The sequence below is a fragment of the Clostridium sp. OS1-26 genome (assembly GCF_030915445.1).
Classification (GTDB): domain Bacteria; phylum Bacillota; class Clostridia; order Clostridiales; family Clostridiaceae; genus Clostridium_AM.
Map to the genome: position 1 here is coordinate 2911925 of NZ_CP133264.1, position 14743 is coordinate 2926667.

At 29.0% G+C, this 14743-nt stretch carries 18 protein-coding genes and 1 riboswitch; of the genes, 12 read left to right on the plus strand and 6 right to left on the minus strand.

What is annotated here, in order from left to right; genetic code table 11:
• Positions 1 to 107 precede the first annotated feature (107 nt).
• The gene (locus RCG18_RS14195) at positions 108 to 329 is read right to left on the minus strand and encodes a DUF1659 domain-containing protein (RefSeq protein WP_308041902.1); all 222 of its coding nucleotides are present in this window, start codon (positions 327 to 329) and stop codon (positions 108 to 110) included.
• A 232-nt stretch (positions 330 to 561) separates the two neighbouring features.
• Positions 562 to 657: riboswitch (purine riboswitch) on the plus strand.
• Between the two features lie 87 nt (positions 658 to 744).
• Between RCG18_RS14195 and RCG18_RS14200 the strand changes: the two genes are divergently transcribed.
• Both RCG18_RS14200 and RCG18_RS14205 read left to right on the plus strand, forming a co-directional pair.
• Positions 745 to 1071 (plus strand): amidohydrolase family protein, encoded by a 327-nt coding sequence (locus tag RCG18_RS14200; protein ID WP_308041903.1) that lies wholly within the window; start codon positions 745 to 747, stop codon positions 1069 to 1071.
• Positions 1064 to 2044 (plus strand): amidohydrolase, encoded by a 981-nt coding sequence (locus RCG18_RS14205; protein ID WP_308041904.1) that lies wholly within the window; start codon positions 1064 to 1066, stop codon positions 2042 to 2044. The genes RCG18_RS14200 and RCG18_RS14205 overlap by 8 nt, the downstream gene beginning before the upstream one ends.
• Before the next feature lie 53 nt (positions 2045 to 2097).
• On the opposite strand, the gene RCG18_RS14210 is transcribed toward RCG18_RS14205, so the two are convergent.
• Together RCG18_RS14210 and RCG18_RS14215 are read right to left on the minus strand one after the other, a co-directional pair.
• Complete coding sequence (locus RCG18_RS14210; RefSeq protein WP_308041905.1) at positions 2098 to 2271, minus strand: hypothetical protein; 174 nt, start codon at positions 2269 to 2271, stop codon at positions 2098 to 2100.
• 267 nt (positions 2272 to 2538) lie between these two features.
• Complete coding sequence (locus RCG18_RS14215; RefSeq protein ID WP_308041906.1) at positions 2539 to 3042, minus strand: AAA family ATPase; 504 nt, start codon at positions 3040 to 3042, stop codon at positions 2539 to 2541.
• 392 nt (positions 3043 to 3434) lie between these two features.
• On the opposite strand from RCG18_RS14215, the gene RCG18_RS14220 reads away from it, so the two are divergent.
• Positions 3435 to 4550 carry a M20/M25/M40 family metallo-hydrolase gene (locus RCG18_RS14220; protein ID WP_308041907.1) on the plus strand — a complete coding sequence of 372 codons (1116 nt, stop codon included), beginning with the start codon at positions 3435 to 3437 and terminating at the stop codon, positions 4548 to 4550.
• A 69-nt stretch (positions 4551 to 4619) separates the two neighbouring features.
• Here RCG18_RS14220 and RCG18_RS14225 read toward each other — a convergent pair whose 3' ends face one another.
• The 3 genes from RCG18_RS14225 to RCG18_RS14235 form a co-directional block, all read right to left on the minus strand.
• Positions 4620 to 6032: a PdaC/SigV domain-containing protein gene (locus tag RCG18_RS14225; protein ID WP_308041908.1), complete on the minus strand. Its 1413-nt coding sequence runs from the start codon at positions 6030 to 6032 to the stop codon at positions 4620 to 4622.
• A 501-nt stretch (positions 6033 to 6533) separates the two neighbouring features.
• A complete protein-coding gene (locus tag RCG18_RS14230) occupies positions 6534 to 7925 on the minus strand; it encodes a DUF4179 domain-containing protein (RefSeq protein WP_308041909.1) in 1392 nt (463 codons plus the stop codon).
• Entirely contained in the window at positions 7915 to 8442 is a 528-nt protein-coding gene (locus tag RCG18_RS14235; protein ID WP_308041910.1) for a sigma-70 family RNA polymerase sigma factor, read from the minus strand. The genes RCG18_RS14230 and RCG18_RS14235 overlap by 11 nt, the downstream gene beginning before the upstream one ends.
• Before the next feature lie 500 nt (positions 8443 to 8942).
• Between RCG18_RS14235 and RCG18_RS14240 the strand changes: the two genes are divergently transcribed.
• From RCG18_RS14240 to RCG18_RS14280, 9 genes are all read left to right on the plus strand, one after another.
• Positions 8943 to 9719, plus strand: a complete 777-nt coding sequence (locus RCG18_RS14240; RefSeq protein ID WP_308041911.1) for an RNA polymerase sigma factor — start codon at positions 8943 to 8945, stop codon at positions 9717 to 9719.
• A gap of 91 nt (positions 9720 to 9810) precedes the next feature.
• Positions 9811 to 10257, plus strand: a complete 447-nt coding sequence (locus RCG18_RS14245; RefSeq protein ID WP_308041912.1) for a DUF3795 domain-containing protein — start codon at positions 9811 to 9813, stop codon at positions 10255 to 10257.
• Between the two features lie 110 nt (positions 10258 to 10367).
• Complete coding sequence (locus RCG18_RS14250; protein WP_308041913.1) at positions 10368 to 10700, plus strand: hypothetical protein; 333 nt, start codon at positions 10368 to 10370, stop codon at positions 10698 to 10700.
• A 224-nt stretch (positions 10701 to 10924) separates the two neighbouring features.
• A complete protein-coding gene (locus tag RCG18_RS14255; protein WP_308041914.1) occupies positions 10925 to 11104 on the plus strand; it encodes a hypothetical protein in 180 nt (59 codons plus the stop codon).
• An 8-nt stretch (positions 11105 to 11112) separates the two neighbouring features.
• Positions 11113 to 11346 carry a Uma2 family endonuclease gene (locus RCG18_RS14260; RefSeq protein ID WP_308042032.1) on the plus strand — a complete coding sequence of 78 codons (234 nt, stop codon included), beginning with the start codon at positions 11113 to 11115 and terminating at the stop codon, positions 11344 to 11346.
• A gap of 303 nt (positions 11347 to 11649) precedes the next feature.
• Entirely contained in the window at positions 11650 to 12666 is a 1017-nt protein-coding gene (locus RCG18_RS14265) for a MerR family transcriptional regulator (protein ID WP_308041915.1), read from the plus strand.
• 155 nt (positions 12667 to 12821) lie between these two features.
• On the plus strand, positions 12822 to 13190 hold the full coding sequence (locus RCG18_RS14270; protein WP_308041916.1) for a DUF1232 domain-containing protein: 369 nt from the start codon (positions 12822 to 12824) through the stop codon (positions 13188 to 13190).
• Positions 13191 to 13442: 252 nt separating this feature from the next.
• Positions 13443 to 13784: a PadR family transcriptional regulator gene (locus RCG18_RS14275; RefSeq protein WP_308041917.1), complete on the plus strand. Its 342-nt coding sequence runs from the start codon at positions 13443 to 13445 to the stop codon at positions 13782 to 13784.
• Complete coding sequence (locus RCG18_RS14280) at positions 13777 to 14736, plus strand: permease prefix domain 1-containing protein (RefSeq protein ID WP_308041918.1); 960 nt, start codon at positions 13777 to 13779, stop codon at positions 14734 to 14736. Before RCG18_RS14275 ends, RCG18_RS14280 begins: the two co-directional genes overlap by 8 nt.
• Positions 14737 to 14743: the final 7 nt, after the last annotated feature.

The window sequence follows — 14743 nt, forward strand, 5'->3', positions numbered from 1 at the left end:
CTAAAAAATCACAGGGGATATATAATCGCCTGTGATTTTTGTTTTAATTAAAAATAGATTTTCATAAAACTACTTAAGGTTAAATTTAGTGAAAATTAAAGCTTATATTAAGCATTAACTAATTTTGAGGATTCATTTAAGTAGCTATCTTTAATACCAGCACTTAAAACACCCTTAATAGCTTCAGCTACATCAAAAACATTTTGAGGAGTAGCGGTAGGTATAACACCTGAGAATGTTTTTTTGTAGATTTTAGCTCCAGTCTTATCTGCTTCAGCTTCTACTTCAATGTGAAATGATGTTGAACTTAAAACTTTATTTACAGCCATATTGTTCATCTTCCTTTAAGTTGTTCAAGGAAGATATATGCATTTAAAGGGAGGGTACAGGGGAGGATGGAGAGTTTTTTTATTTTTATAAGTAATTATTAAAAAGAGAATACATTTTGAATAATATATAAATATAAATTATGTTATAATTATTATGCTAATTTAAGATGATTAAAAATATAAAAGATGAATTTGAAAAAGATATGTATGTAATGTATAATTAATTTAAATTTCAATATAGTTAAATTTGACTTATATAAGTTCATAATTGGTTGAACGTTTCTACCAACTACCATAATAGTTGATTATAAGTTAATTCTTTTGATGGAGTTAACTTATAATTCAATGCTTATGGTGGTTTTTTGTGCATTAAAAGTGATATTACTTAAGAAAAATAGTAAAATAGGAGGATTTTATGTTAATTAAAAATATTACACTAATAGATGAAAATTATGATGTTATAAAAGATACTAATATAGTTATAGAAGAAAATATAATAAGCTATATAGGTAAAGAAACGCCAGAAAATTATACTGGCTATACTTATGATGGGAATAATAAGGTTGCAGTTCCAGGATTCATTAATACACATTGTCATGTACCAATGACTTTAATCAGAGGATATGGGGAAGGACTACCACTTGATAGGTGGTTAAGTGAAAAAATATGGCCATTTGAATCATTTCTTACAGATGAAGACTGCTATTATGGATCGTTATTAGGAATTTCAGGAAATGCTTAAAAGTGGAATAGTGTCTTTTAATGATATGTATTTCAATTTAGAAGGAATATCAAAAGCTGTTTATGAAACAGGAATTAAAGCTAATCTGTCATATGGTTATGCTGATATTGAAGGCAGAAAAGATTATTTTAATGGAAATGCTTATAAAGAAACAACAATGTTAAATGAGTATATAAAAAATATTAACACTGACAGAATCAAAGCTGATGTTTCAATCCATGCTGTATATACTTCTTGTGAAGATTCAGTTAGAAAAATTTCTGAATATTGTAATGACACATATATGAATATGCATATTCATTTATCTGAAACAGAACTGGAAATAAAAGAATGTAAAAAAAGGTTTGGTATGACTCCAGTAGAATATTTTTTAAATTGCGGAACTTTCAAAAGTAATACAATAGCAGCACATTGTGTTCATCTTGAAGATGATGATTTTGATATACTTAAAGAAAATAATGTTACAGTAGCACATTGTCCAAGCAGTAATTTAAAACTTGGAAGTGGGATAGCTCCTTTAAAATCTATGTTGGAACATGAAATAAATGTAACTATTGGAACAGATGGTGCAGCAAGTAATAATAATTTAAATATGATAGAAGAGGTTAATCTTGCAGCTTTATTACATAAAGGAATTAATCAAGATCCATTATTTTTAAGTACAAAAGAAATTATGAAAATTTCTTCTTTAAATGGTGCTAGAGCTCAAGGTAGAAAAGATTGTGGATCAATAAAGGTTGGAAATAGAGCAGACATTGTAATTTACGATTTAGACAAACCTCATATGCAACCTGTACATAATGTTTTAGCAAATTTAATTTATTCTGCACAATCAGATGATATATGTCTTACTATAATAGATGGAAATATAGTATATAAAGATGGAATCTTTACAAATATAGATATGGAAAAAGTTTATTATAATGCAAATAAGATAAAAAATGAAAAATTAAAAATAATAAATCAACTATAAAAAGAAAGGGTTTTACGATTTGTAATTTATAAGAAATATAAATGTAAGACTTTTTAAGAAACTTTGTAGTTACTTCTTGTTACATTGAGCACTGTGCATAACTTCGCTACCCTGTATTTATGGCGATTAGTCTTGATAAACTCAAATCTTTTTACTTTTGATTTACCTGAAGCTTCATATCTTCTTACAGCTTCTAACTTAAATTCTGCACTATATTGTTTTCCCATGAATATCATTTCCTTCACTTTTAGTATAACACGAGTTTATCGTGTCTACTAAAGTGGGTAAGGGTCAAAAAACCTCACTTACAAGTGATACGCAGAACAATACCATAAATAACGTAGACTTTTTAGTATCGGAATTATAAATCTTAGAGTTTAAATTAATGTGGATATAGCCAAGGACTTACTGTGATAAAGTAAGTCCTTTTTTAAATTTAACCAATCAATTATTTTCACAAGATTACTAAGCAATAAGGTTAATGTTATTATTAATTATTTTTTAATAATTTCTATAATTTTATTAGTTGTTTCTAAAACAGAAATATCACTTGTATCAATTTTTATAGTATTCATATTTTTATATAGTGGAATGCGTTCTAATCCCATGTCTAAAGCTTCCTTCTCTCTTAAATTATTTGCTATATCCGCTGATACTCTTTCTCTAAAACTATCTTCATTGCACATAAGGGTTATCTTAATTACTTCAAATTCTAACCCATCGAGTTTACTTAAAACCATATCAAATATTTCTTCCAAATGTATTACCCAATTGAATATTACATATTTAAGGGAAGAATTCATTAAAAAATTTCTTAAAAGATGGGCAATATTATCTAGAACCATTTCTTTATTTTCATCGTTCACAATAAATGGATTCATCATCCAGCACCAATCTCCATCAAGCCATACTGAATTTTCTAGTTTCTTATATAACGTTTTGCTCGTTGCAGTTTTACCGACACCCATAGTTCCATTTATAATAATTAATTTTTTCATTGTTTTAACTCCTCTCACAAATTGCTTATCTAGATATTAAGGTAAACCTCTAATAAACTTACTATAGAAATATACTATTAAAATGATATCATCGCTTTCATCACCACATCAACCTATAACATTTTTCTGAATTAAAAATGCGCCATTAAGCTTCTAGCTAATGGCGCACTTTGTTATTTATTTTCTCTTTTCATTTTTGAAATAATTCTTTGAATGCTCTTGGTAGATTCGTAATTTTTATACAATAAAGCACTTTGGGTAATTATAGTTTTTTGTTTAATATTTCAATCCGTATTAAGGTAAGTATTAACAAATTTGAATATTTATATAGAATGTGATAAAGTTAAATTTATACACAATATGATCATTTTTACATAATGGGGGAGTATATAATGGTAAATAGGCAAAGATTAATAGGTGAACTTGTAGAATTAGTACAAATAAGTAGTCCAAGCTCCAAAGAAGGTGCGGTAGCTAGAGTCTTAGTAGAAAAGTTAGAACAATTAGGATTTGAGGTATATGTAGACGATGCTGGAGTAAAATCCGGAGGAGAAACTGGTAATGTTATAGCAACATTAAAAGGAACTAGACAAGGAAAAACCATACTATTTAGTTCTCACATGGATACGGTTAATCCAGCTGAAGATATAAAGCCTATTATAGATGAAGTTAATGGCATAATAAAGAGCGATGGAACTACAGTATTAGGTTCCGATGACAAAGGTGGTATAGCAGCTATATTAGAAGCTATAAGAATAATAAAAGAAAATAATATAGAGCATGGTGATATACAAGTTGTATTCTCTATATGGGAAGAAGGGGGATTATTTGGTGCTAAATATTTAGATTACTCTAAGGTAAATGCAGATTTTGCATTTGTATTAGATGGTGGTGGAGCTCCAGGAAAAATAATAGTTAAAGCTCCAGCTCAAGATAGCATAGAAGTTAAAATAAAGGGTAAACCAGCTCATGCAGGCTTAGTCCCAGAAGAAGGTATAAGTGCAATAATGGTTGCATCAAGAGCTATAGAAAATATGAAATTATTAAGAATAGATGAAGATACTACAGCAAATATAGGCACTATAAAAGGAGGAGTTGCTACTAATATAGTTATGCCAGAATTAGAAATATTAGCAGAAGCAAGAAGTTTAGATAACTCAAAGCTAGATGTTCAAACTCAACATATGGTAGACACATTTAAGCAAGCAGCAGATGATTTTGGTGCAGAAATAGAAATAAAAACTAAAAGAATGTATGAAGCCTTTAGTGTAGATGAAAATGATGAAATAGTTAACATGTTAAAGAAAATATTCTCCAAAATGAATATAGAACCTACTGTTATTTCTACAGGTGGTGGAAGTGATACAAATATACTAAATGCTAATGGTATAAAAGCTGTTAACCTAAGTGTAGGCATGGAAAAAGCTCATACACTAGAAGAATATATAGCTATAGAAGATTTAATGAATTCAGCTAAAATGGTAGTTGAAATAATTAGAGAAGCATAGTAAGGTAATAACCACTTAATCTAGCACTTAGGTTAAGTGGTTGTTCATATACAATTTTTTAAATTAGAATTAGTGAGCTACATCAAGTTTTAAGCTATCTTTTAACATAGAGAATGGAATTTTAAATTCAGGAGTACCAGCAGCATAAGGGGCAATTTCATATGGCTGGTAATAGATTACGATGCCATCTTCTGCAATGTAAAAGGATTGATCGTCTGAAATTGAATCTAATGCCGCAGCTGCGCCTGGATAAAATTTATTATCCGCTGCCATTTGTTTCTTTATTTCTTCTGCAATTATTTTTTTATAGTTTACTCCTTCCTTAAAGAAATCTTTTAGTAATATTTTTTCTCCAGTTTTTAGATTTATATTGGAAGTTTCAGTAAGGGTATTTCCATGTGCACCGCCAGTATATTGATGATAAGTGCTGGTAATACTTATAATATTCTTCTCATTGTAAGAAATATCGTAATTTACGAGAAGAATGTAAGGTCTAGCCTCATAGCCATAATTTTTGGCATCTTCTAAGGCTTTTTTTCCATCGCTTGTCATTTGTTCTTTAAGTTCTAATGCTCTTTTTTGAAAAGCCTTATTTATTTCAGACTGCATTTTTTCATTTTTCAAACCTTTTATTACTGGAATTTTTATATTAGAAATTAAAGCTTCTTTTTTTTCTGAAATTAATTCTGGCACAACTTTTACGGAATCTGCATTGAGTTCATATCCTGTTTTTACGCCTCCTTTAAATAGTGAGAAGGGAAGCTTAAACTGTGGAGCACCTGTCGAATATGGTGCAATTTCATAAGGATTAAAATAAAGAATCACATTGCCATCTTCGATTCCGAAAGGTTGATCTGGGTTAATACTAACGAAACCTTGATCTTTTTCACTAAAATATTTGCTTGAATTTAATTTTATTTGTTTTTGAATCTCTTCATTAATAACAGGGATATAGTTTTCGTTTTTGTTAAATAGATCTTTTAAAGCAAGTTGTTTTCCAGTGGTTAGATCGAAATTAAAAGTTTTTATTTCATAGTTTTCATGTGCACCAAGGGTGTAATTATAGTAAGTGCAGGCTATGCTTACTATATTGTTTTGCTTGTAGGTAACTTTGTAGCTAGTAGAAGCAGTATAAGGTCTTACTTCCCAGCCTTGTTTTTTTGAATCCGCTGCAAATTCAAGTCCTCGATTTTTTATACCCTCTGCAAATTCAAGTGCATCTTTTTCTATAAAAGTATTAATGGCTGTTTGAATTTCTTTATCTTGAACTCCTTCCAATACTGGAATTTGTAAATTAATTTTATAAGCTTCTTGACTGTCTTTTACTTCTTTTGTCGAAACTTTCACTTCAGGATGAACGGTAATTTGTCCACCTTGTACATAGAAAGTTGAGACAGGCTGAGATGTTGGTGCTGCTTTTACAAAAGAGGTAGCCCCTAAACTTAGTATTCCAATTAACCCTAAATAAAATATTTTTTTCATCTATATTCGCTCCTTAATTTGTGGTATTTGCTATTTGTTTCTACGCTTATACTATACTTCACAAATTATATAGATGGGTTACAAAATGCTTACAAACAGTAAAAATATAGTTACAAAAAGAATTACTAACTTTAATTTATCCGATCGCTACCATTGCTAACACCCCCATTCTTTGTATGAAACTCCTTCGCCTATTGTCGAAGGAGTAAGCGATTCGCACTAAATCATAGATTTAGGCTCTCTGCTTAACTGGGGGATAAGCACTGCTACGCGCCTGGATAAGTTCTTCTAAGGTTCAGATGGAGAAAGTCATCCTTATAAGCAAACTACATCTGAACCTAAGAATCACTTGATAATATGAATAGCAGAAGATGTAACTATTGATTGGCAAAATTGCTGCGGGTGTTTGATAGTTGTTTATTGATCAAATATTTATTTTTCATTCTACTATCACCATTTCTAAAATTAATTTAATAAATTATATCATATTTTTGTAGCTTTCTATTTGTGTATTATTATTTCTTCTTCATCATAAATGAGATTTTTAACAGCATTATTTATTATTAATTTTGTTGATTTAGAATTTGTAGTAACCTTTGTAATTACAGCTCCATTTTGTAAATTTCCCAATTGATATTCGATGGCTTTTAAATTAGGAACTTTTTTTACCAATGAATTATAAATTTTATCTCTTGAAGATTGATCCTTAAATTGTATATTTTCACTATTACTGATAGTGCTATCTGATCCTGAAAAAATAAAGTTAAATTCTTTGAATATTCTATTGGTTTTGCAGTATTCTATAGTCCATTCAGTAGAATCATTCTTCTCTTCCACAGAAGTAACTTTAAACTTTTCTCCATCACAATCAAATTCCATTGGAAGTTTATTTTTATCTATGTTATATATTTTTTGATTACTGAAAACATAGTTTGCTTGTATACCAATTAGTTTTATTCCTATTTCATTTGGGTTTTTATAGTATACTGATTTAAATTTTTGTGTTCCATGAGAACCTGTTCTTTCTCCTGAGTTAAGCTTGTCTTTACTACCAGTGTCAACTAAGCCTGCATCTGTACTAGAGTCGTCCCCCCATTCGTCAATTAAATATTCTTTATCTAACCTTACAGAGAATAAAGGATGTATAAATTCTATGTTTTTATCTTTTGGCATAAAACTGTAGTCCGTAATACTTTTTAAAACACCTACTTTAAATGAATTGATTTTCAATGTACCTATATCAAGTGGATACTCCCTATTTACAGGTATAATTTTAATCGGCTGCATTGGTACCTGCATTTTTAAAGTCCAGTCAACCTTAATGTTACTATAATTATTATTGTGAATTATAGAATTCAATTTATCAGATTTTTTATTATCAGTAAATAAAAGATTACCTACTTTTAGAGTTATTGGATTATTGTGCATGTAATCTGCAATACTATTGTTTATAGTAATAGACAAGGATTTTTCTTTAATATCTGAATTTGGATCTGGAAAACTTTGCCCCCAAGCTTCGAATTCTTTATTATCTTTGTCACAAAACGTAACTTTATTTATAGAATATCTAGGATCAGAGACATCGTATATAACTTCCATTCCCATATCATCTGCTAGAATTTCTTTAATTGTAAATTGAACATCTCTATATTTAAATACTTTATTTACTTCCGTAATATTTTTGTTTTCACGTGCTAAATCTATCTCTTGCTTATATAGGATACTGTCATTATAGTGAGCCAATGCCAATGTAGATATTGGAAGTATTATTAATAGTGAGACTATAGCAGCAGCTGCTATATGAATATATTTTTTTCTTTTTCTATTTTCAACGTGTTTTCTAAGATTTTTTTCAACATTATCCATTAAATTATCAGGAATATTATAATTCATTTTTTACACCTCCATTTCTAGTTCTTAGAAAGTTTAAACTTCTATATATCTTTGTTTTTACTGTGCTTAATGGCATGTCCATTATACTTGCAATTTCTTTTATTGAATAATCCTTAAGATATCTAAGTGCAAGTATATCTCTTTCATCTTTTCTAAGTTTAGAAAGTAATTCTTCTACCATAAGTCTGTCATCAATAGATTGGTAGGAAAACTCATCTCTAATTTGACTTAGTTCCTCATCAGAGGATGCAGTTAGCTTATTTTTTATCTTCTTTCTACATACATTTATAAGTATAGAAATAAACCAGCAATAAAATTTTTCTTCCTTTCTTAATTGCTTCAATTTGTCAAAAGCTTTTATAGAAGCTTCCGATATACAATCTTCAGCATCATATGAATTCTTTGTATAAGAAAAGGAAATATTATAAATTAGCCCTTCCTTTTCTTTTAAAAGTGACATAAATGAAGAAATGTCTCCATCTCTACTTTTCTGAACAAGTTCTTGTATGTTATACATTTTCTACCTTCTTTCAATGCTGCAGCAATATTGTTCTTACATAGATTAGATATTTAAGAAACACAAAAAGTTTCAAATTAATTTAGTAAGTTACTAATTTGATAAACAGAGTTCTTGGCATCAGATGGAGTTTGTGTGCGACCACTGGGCAATTCTGCCCGTTAAATGCCATTTAGGCATTTAACCTCCACCTGATGCTTATTAACAGGCTTCTTAGTGTCTTTAGCACTTAGAAGGCGTTATCCTTTAGGGGAAATCGTTATCCAGGGACATAGCTGCTCTTTACTCCCGCTTGGAGAAAAGCAGATATCCCAAATCTGTGATTTGGTGATAGTCGCTTTCACAGAGTGCGCCGGGAGTATTAGAGCGGGTAGTCATCGGATAAAAAGTCTATATTATACCATTTACAGTGAATAGTACCATAAATACCTATAAAAATTAACATAATAATAAATTTTTATGATATAATTGATAAAAAATTATGGGGATGAAGTTAATTAATGGATATTGAAATGCTTATAAATACATATGGGACTTATGTTTTTAACTATGCTTTAAAGTTATCTTGTCATCCATCTGCTGCAGAAGATTTAGCACAAGAAACATTTATTAGTGCATGGCAAAAAATTGAGACCTTGGAGAATCCAAATGCAATTAAAGCTTGGCTGCGAAAAATATGTTTTAATAATTTTCTAATGAAAGAAAGAAAAAATAAAGATTATAGTGAATTACTTTATGATGATATTAATCTCCTTGAAAAAGAGGGACATTTATTCGCGGACAACCCTCCAAAACCTGAAGATGAGGTAATTGTAGAAGAGGCTATTCGTGAGCTACAAAATGGTTGCTTCCTTGCAATGGTGAGACGGCTCACACTACATCAGAGAATAGCATTCTCACTAATCGATATGTTTGGATTATCTTTAGAGGAAGTTTCAAAAATAATTGGTATTTCAAAAAGTGCAACAAAAGGCCTTCTTTATCGTGCTCATATAAATTTAGACTCATTCTTTGATAAACACTGCAATATTTTAGATGTAAATAATCCTTGCAGCTGTAAAGCTTGGATTGAGTTCTCTAAAAGTAGAGATAATTTACAAAAGGATTCTAATAAACATAAATTTATTAAAAAGTTAGATTATACAGAATCAAATTATACTTTCAACGATGAAGTACGAGGTAAAATAAATTTCTTGTATAAAAACATGCCTGATAGAAAGCCTCCTAAAGAATGGTATGAAGAAGTCATTAGTACAATAAATAAAATGTATGTTTAGATAAAATTTTTTATAAAACGTGACTTTCCTCTTTTTATTGCATCTATATAGGTGAAAGAAATATTTTTATATTATAAGAGGAGGAATTATTATGAATAACTATGAACAAGCTGTAAAGGATTTAGCCCCTTGTGGGATTGACTGCTCAAGGTGTGCATATTATGAAAATGGTAAAATAGTACTATTAAGCAAAGAACTTGATGAGAACTTAGTAAACTTTGAGAAGATGGCTGAAAAAACAAAGGACTTTGTGCCTGCATTTAATCATTATGAACAATTTTTAGCCGTTTTAAAGCATCTTTCAAAGGGTAGTTGTCCAGGGTGTCGTTTTAGCGATAAGCCTAACTGTCAATGTAGTATAAATGAGTGCCATAAAAAAGAAAAAGTAAACTTCTGTTTTGAATGTTCCAAATATCCTTGTAATCCTACAACGTATAATGCACTTGTTGCTGAAAAATGGAAAGGGAATAATGACACTATGAAAAAAATTGGTGTTGATAATTTTTATATTGCTCAAAAAGAAAAACCAAGATATTAATATATGATAACATTTGATTTATAGGATTAAGGCATACCAGCCTTAATTGGTTACTTGTGTTTGTGATAATATTGTTGGATAATGTAATATTAGTAAAATAGGGGGATTCAATGAACAATAAAACTAACAAATTCATGTTTGAAAGTTTAAACATAATTAATAAATTATATTTTATAGGAAAGTATATTTTCTTCGGAGTGCTAACTTGGGCATATTGGGGGACTATGTTTTCATTTGCAAGAAAAAGTATATCGGGGGGTATTGTAAGTTTTACTTTATTAATACTATTTTTTTTATATAAGGAGACTATAAATCCAGAGAAAACAAATAGTAATGAATTTGGCAAATATACAAGTATTATTGGAGTAGCTATTTCAATAATTGTTGTAAGTTATTTATGCTTTAATGTTGGATTTATATTTAAGATATCATTAAATATATGATACTATATAACATTTGCTTTGTATCATAACAGTAAGACATTGTTAAATAAACGAGAAAGGAATAGGTTTCAATATATGTAAGTTAATATAATTCTTGATAAAATATTATTGTTTAAAAGAAGATGATTTGATAAAAGGTATGAACACTTTATGAGGTAGTTACCAATCTGTAATTTTTATAAAAGGGAAATACTATTATAAAAGTTACTGAGGAGATGTTATCAATGAAGAAAAAAACAATAGTAATATTTATGATATTGGTATTAGTTTTCAGTCTATCATCCAACTGCTATGCTACTTATGAATGCTCCGATAAGGTAAAGCCTTTAGTTAGTAATCCATACATTCCACCTGAGAAATCACGAGAAGAATTATATCAAGATATTTTTGTTTCATTACTTTAATAATTGAGATATTATCACCTTCTAATCAATCAAATGACCTTGTTGTAAAACTAAACTTATACATGAAATATGGTGTCAAGGAATATTGGATTGTAAACCCAATGCTTAATACAGTCCAGACATATAGTCTTAATGATGAAGGATTATATGACCAAATTGACGTTGTTAAAAATAGCGGCACCATAGATTCTAAAATTTTCACGGGATTTACTGTAGCTGTAGAAGAGTTATTTAAAGACTAATTTATGATAATGTCAATCTGCCATTTTCGTATCCAACATATATTTCATTCTGATACTAAGTTAAAAGATTTTAAAATAAACCAGTGTTTGAATAGCACTGGTTTCATTAACTAAATTCAAGTTCAGTAGCTTGCAGCATCATATGTATAGCAACAATACTTGAATCAATGTCAATATGGACTTTACCATTTAGATAAGGATTCAATGATAAATTTATAATAATCATCTAATAAATGCTAACAAATCAGTATTGACTCTAACCTAAGGTTAGGATTTAGAATAACTTTGAGAGGAGGCGAAGTCTTGAAAATTGGAGAGTTTGCTAGAAAATCGGGGATAACTGTAAAAACATTGCTTCATTATGATAAGATTAGGTTATTACAGCCATCATCAAAAACGGAAGCAGGTTATAGAATTTATTGTGATGAAGATTTTATCAAGTTACAGCAGATTACTACATTAAAATTTATTGGGTTATCACTTGAAGAAATAAGACAACTTATAAATGAAAAAGGTCAAAATATAGAAAGTATAATCAGTATCCAAACAAAAGCATTAGAGGAAAAGAAGAAGCATATTGAGACGGTTATTACTGCCCTAAATAAAGCCGAAAAACAAATACAAAATAATAGTTTTTTGGAAATTCAGCAACTTATAGATATTATCAAGATAACAAATATGGAAACAAGAGCAAAGCAGCGATTTAACCAAGCAAGTAACCAGTATGTCACTAATAGCTATTACTGGAGGTCTAAAACAGCAGAGCTAATAAATGAATTGATTAAACCTAATATTAACGATGTTGTACTTGATTTAGGGTGTGGCACTGGAAAACAAATTATAGAGCTATCTCGAAAAGTAAAATTAGCAATTGGGGTAGATATTAGTGATGGAATGATTAAACAAGCTAAAGAGAATATTGAAAATGAAAGAATACATAATATTGAACTTTATATAGGAACATTCGAAGAACCTAACTTGAATGTAGATTTACAGAAAAAATGTATTACAAAAATTATTTCAAATTATGCTTTACACCATCTAACTACAGCATATAAACAAAAAGCAATAGAAAAAATGATTAATGTAGGAGGAGAAAGTTTACAAAGTATTATTATTGGCGATTTAATGTTTTTTCAAAATCCTAACGATTATAGACAAGAATTTTCCTTAGTAGGATATGGACCAGAAGTAGATTTCCCATCAAGTGTTGAAGAGTTAATGAATTGTTTCTCGAATTTTGATTTTACAGTTGAAGTACACAGGTTACATCCACTTGTAGGAGTTATAGTTGCTAATAGAAATAGAATCGACCATTAATAAAAAAAATAAACACATGATACAGCAGATCATAACACGCAATCTTCTCATCTTATATCATACAAAATAAATTTTTATTAGTTTAAAATGTTTTTAAGTTGCGTCATAATGATAAGAGAATGCGAAGTTAAAGTAATTAATAGGAGAACTAAAATATGGATTTCAAAGATAGAGCAAAAAAATTAAAATTAGATATACCTGCTGTATTCATTGCTTTAAAGAAAAAAGAAACACCTGTAGCAGCAAAGATTTTTGCAGGAATTACAATTGGATATGCCTTGTCGCCTATTGACTTTATACCTGATTTTATACCAGTAATAGGTCTATTAGATGACATAATTTTACTTCCAATACTTATAGCAGTAACAATACAATTTATACCAGAAGAAATATTTAAGCAATGTAGAGTTGAAGCAGAAAATTTATGGAATAATGGAAAACCTAAAAGATGGTATTTTGCTATTCCAATTATATTAATATGGATTGTATTAGTATTTTTAATTATTAAATTAATTATTACATAATATTCTTTAAATGCAATGAATCATCTAAAATGATACGATTTGATAAAGGGCACAGATGGTTGTGAATAAAATTTTATTAGTTTAAAATGTTTTTAAGTTGCGTCATAATGATAGTATATAGCGAAACAGAGAGCAGCGCTTAAACATAGATTTAATAGAATCTATGTTTTTTTGTTATTTAACAGTTTAATACTATGTACTACTTTACACTATAGAGTAATCTATGCTATGATGTTACAGAGGTGATAATATTTGGAAATAAACAAAGAGATGATAAAAGGATACATTGAAAGTATAATATTGAGCCTATTAGAAGATGAAGATTTATATGGATATGATATTGCTAAAAAGATAAGAAACACAAGTCAAGAAACCTTTGAAATTAAAGAAGGAACAATGTATGTAGTATTAAAAAGACTTGAAAACAATGGACTTGTAGAGTCATATTGGGACGACTCAATAAGTGGCGGGGGGAGGCGAAAATATCACCATATAACTGATAAGGGCAAAAAATATTTAGAGAACTCACAAAAAGAATGGCAATTTTTTAAGAGCATAGTAGATAAATTTTTGGGGGAGAGAAAGAATGGATAGAATAGATAAATACCTAAATTCTATATATAGAGGTGCAAGTGATTCCTCTAAAGAAGCAGAAGATTTAAAACAAGAAATGAGAAGTCATTTAATACAAACTGTAAAGGAGCTTCAAGAAAATGGAGTTACTGAAGAAGAAAGTGTAAGAATTGCTATAGAAAGATTTGGAGAAGAGTTTCAGATAAGAAACGAATTAAATAAGGTACTAAAGTTTCAAAAATTATTTGCTCAAAAAACATTAATAACATCACTAGTTTTATTAGTGATATCTGCCATATTATTTGTAACATCATTCTTTGTACATAAAGGCTCTATGAAAAGTCTTGATATTATGGATTTCCAAATTAAAACAGCAGAGAATAAATTAGCTAATGAAGGAATTACAGGTGTTGATAAATATTTAAAAGAACTCTTTAAAGATGAAAAAAATAATAAACTTACTTATGTTGCCATAAAAGAATTACCAAAAGACTTCGATAGTAGTAAACATGATGAGTTATTCCCTGGAAAGATAAAGTACATTTATCCTGAAAAAATAAAAGATGAATACTATAGTAATAGGTTTGGACATGAAGTAAACGTAAATAATAGTAAATATTTTTTAGAAACAGGAGTCAAGACTTCTGCTAACTTAGATAGTAGTAGTATGTATAGGGGGCTGGCAATTTTAACTCTTGCGGTATGCTGGGTACTCTGGATAATATGGTCAATAATAAATGTTCATGGATATGGATATCTAAACACTAAATGTTGTATACTACTGATTTCAACAGGAATCTTAGGATATTTTATATTTTCACTTTCTGTTAATCCAAAAAATATTGCTAATAATCGAAGAAATAACATTGTATATATCAGCAGCTTTTGTTTTATAGTAATAGCATTAATAGTATATTATATGTATAGCGAACCTTACAGAACTCAAATGTTATATCAATTAATTTTTAATTGAAGCAAGA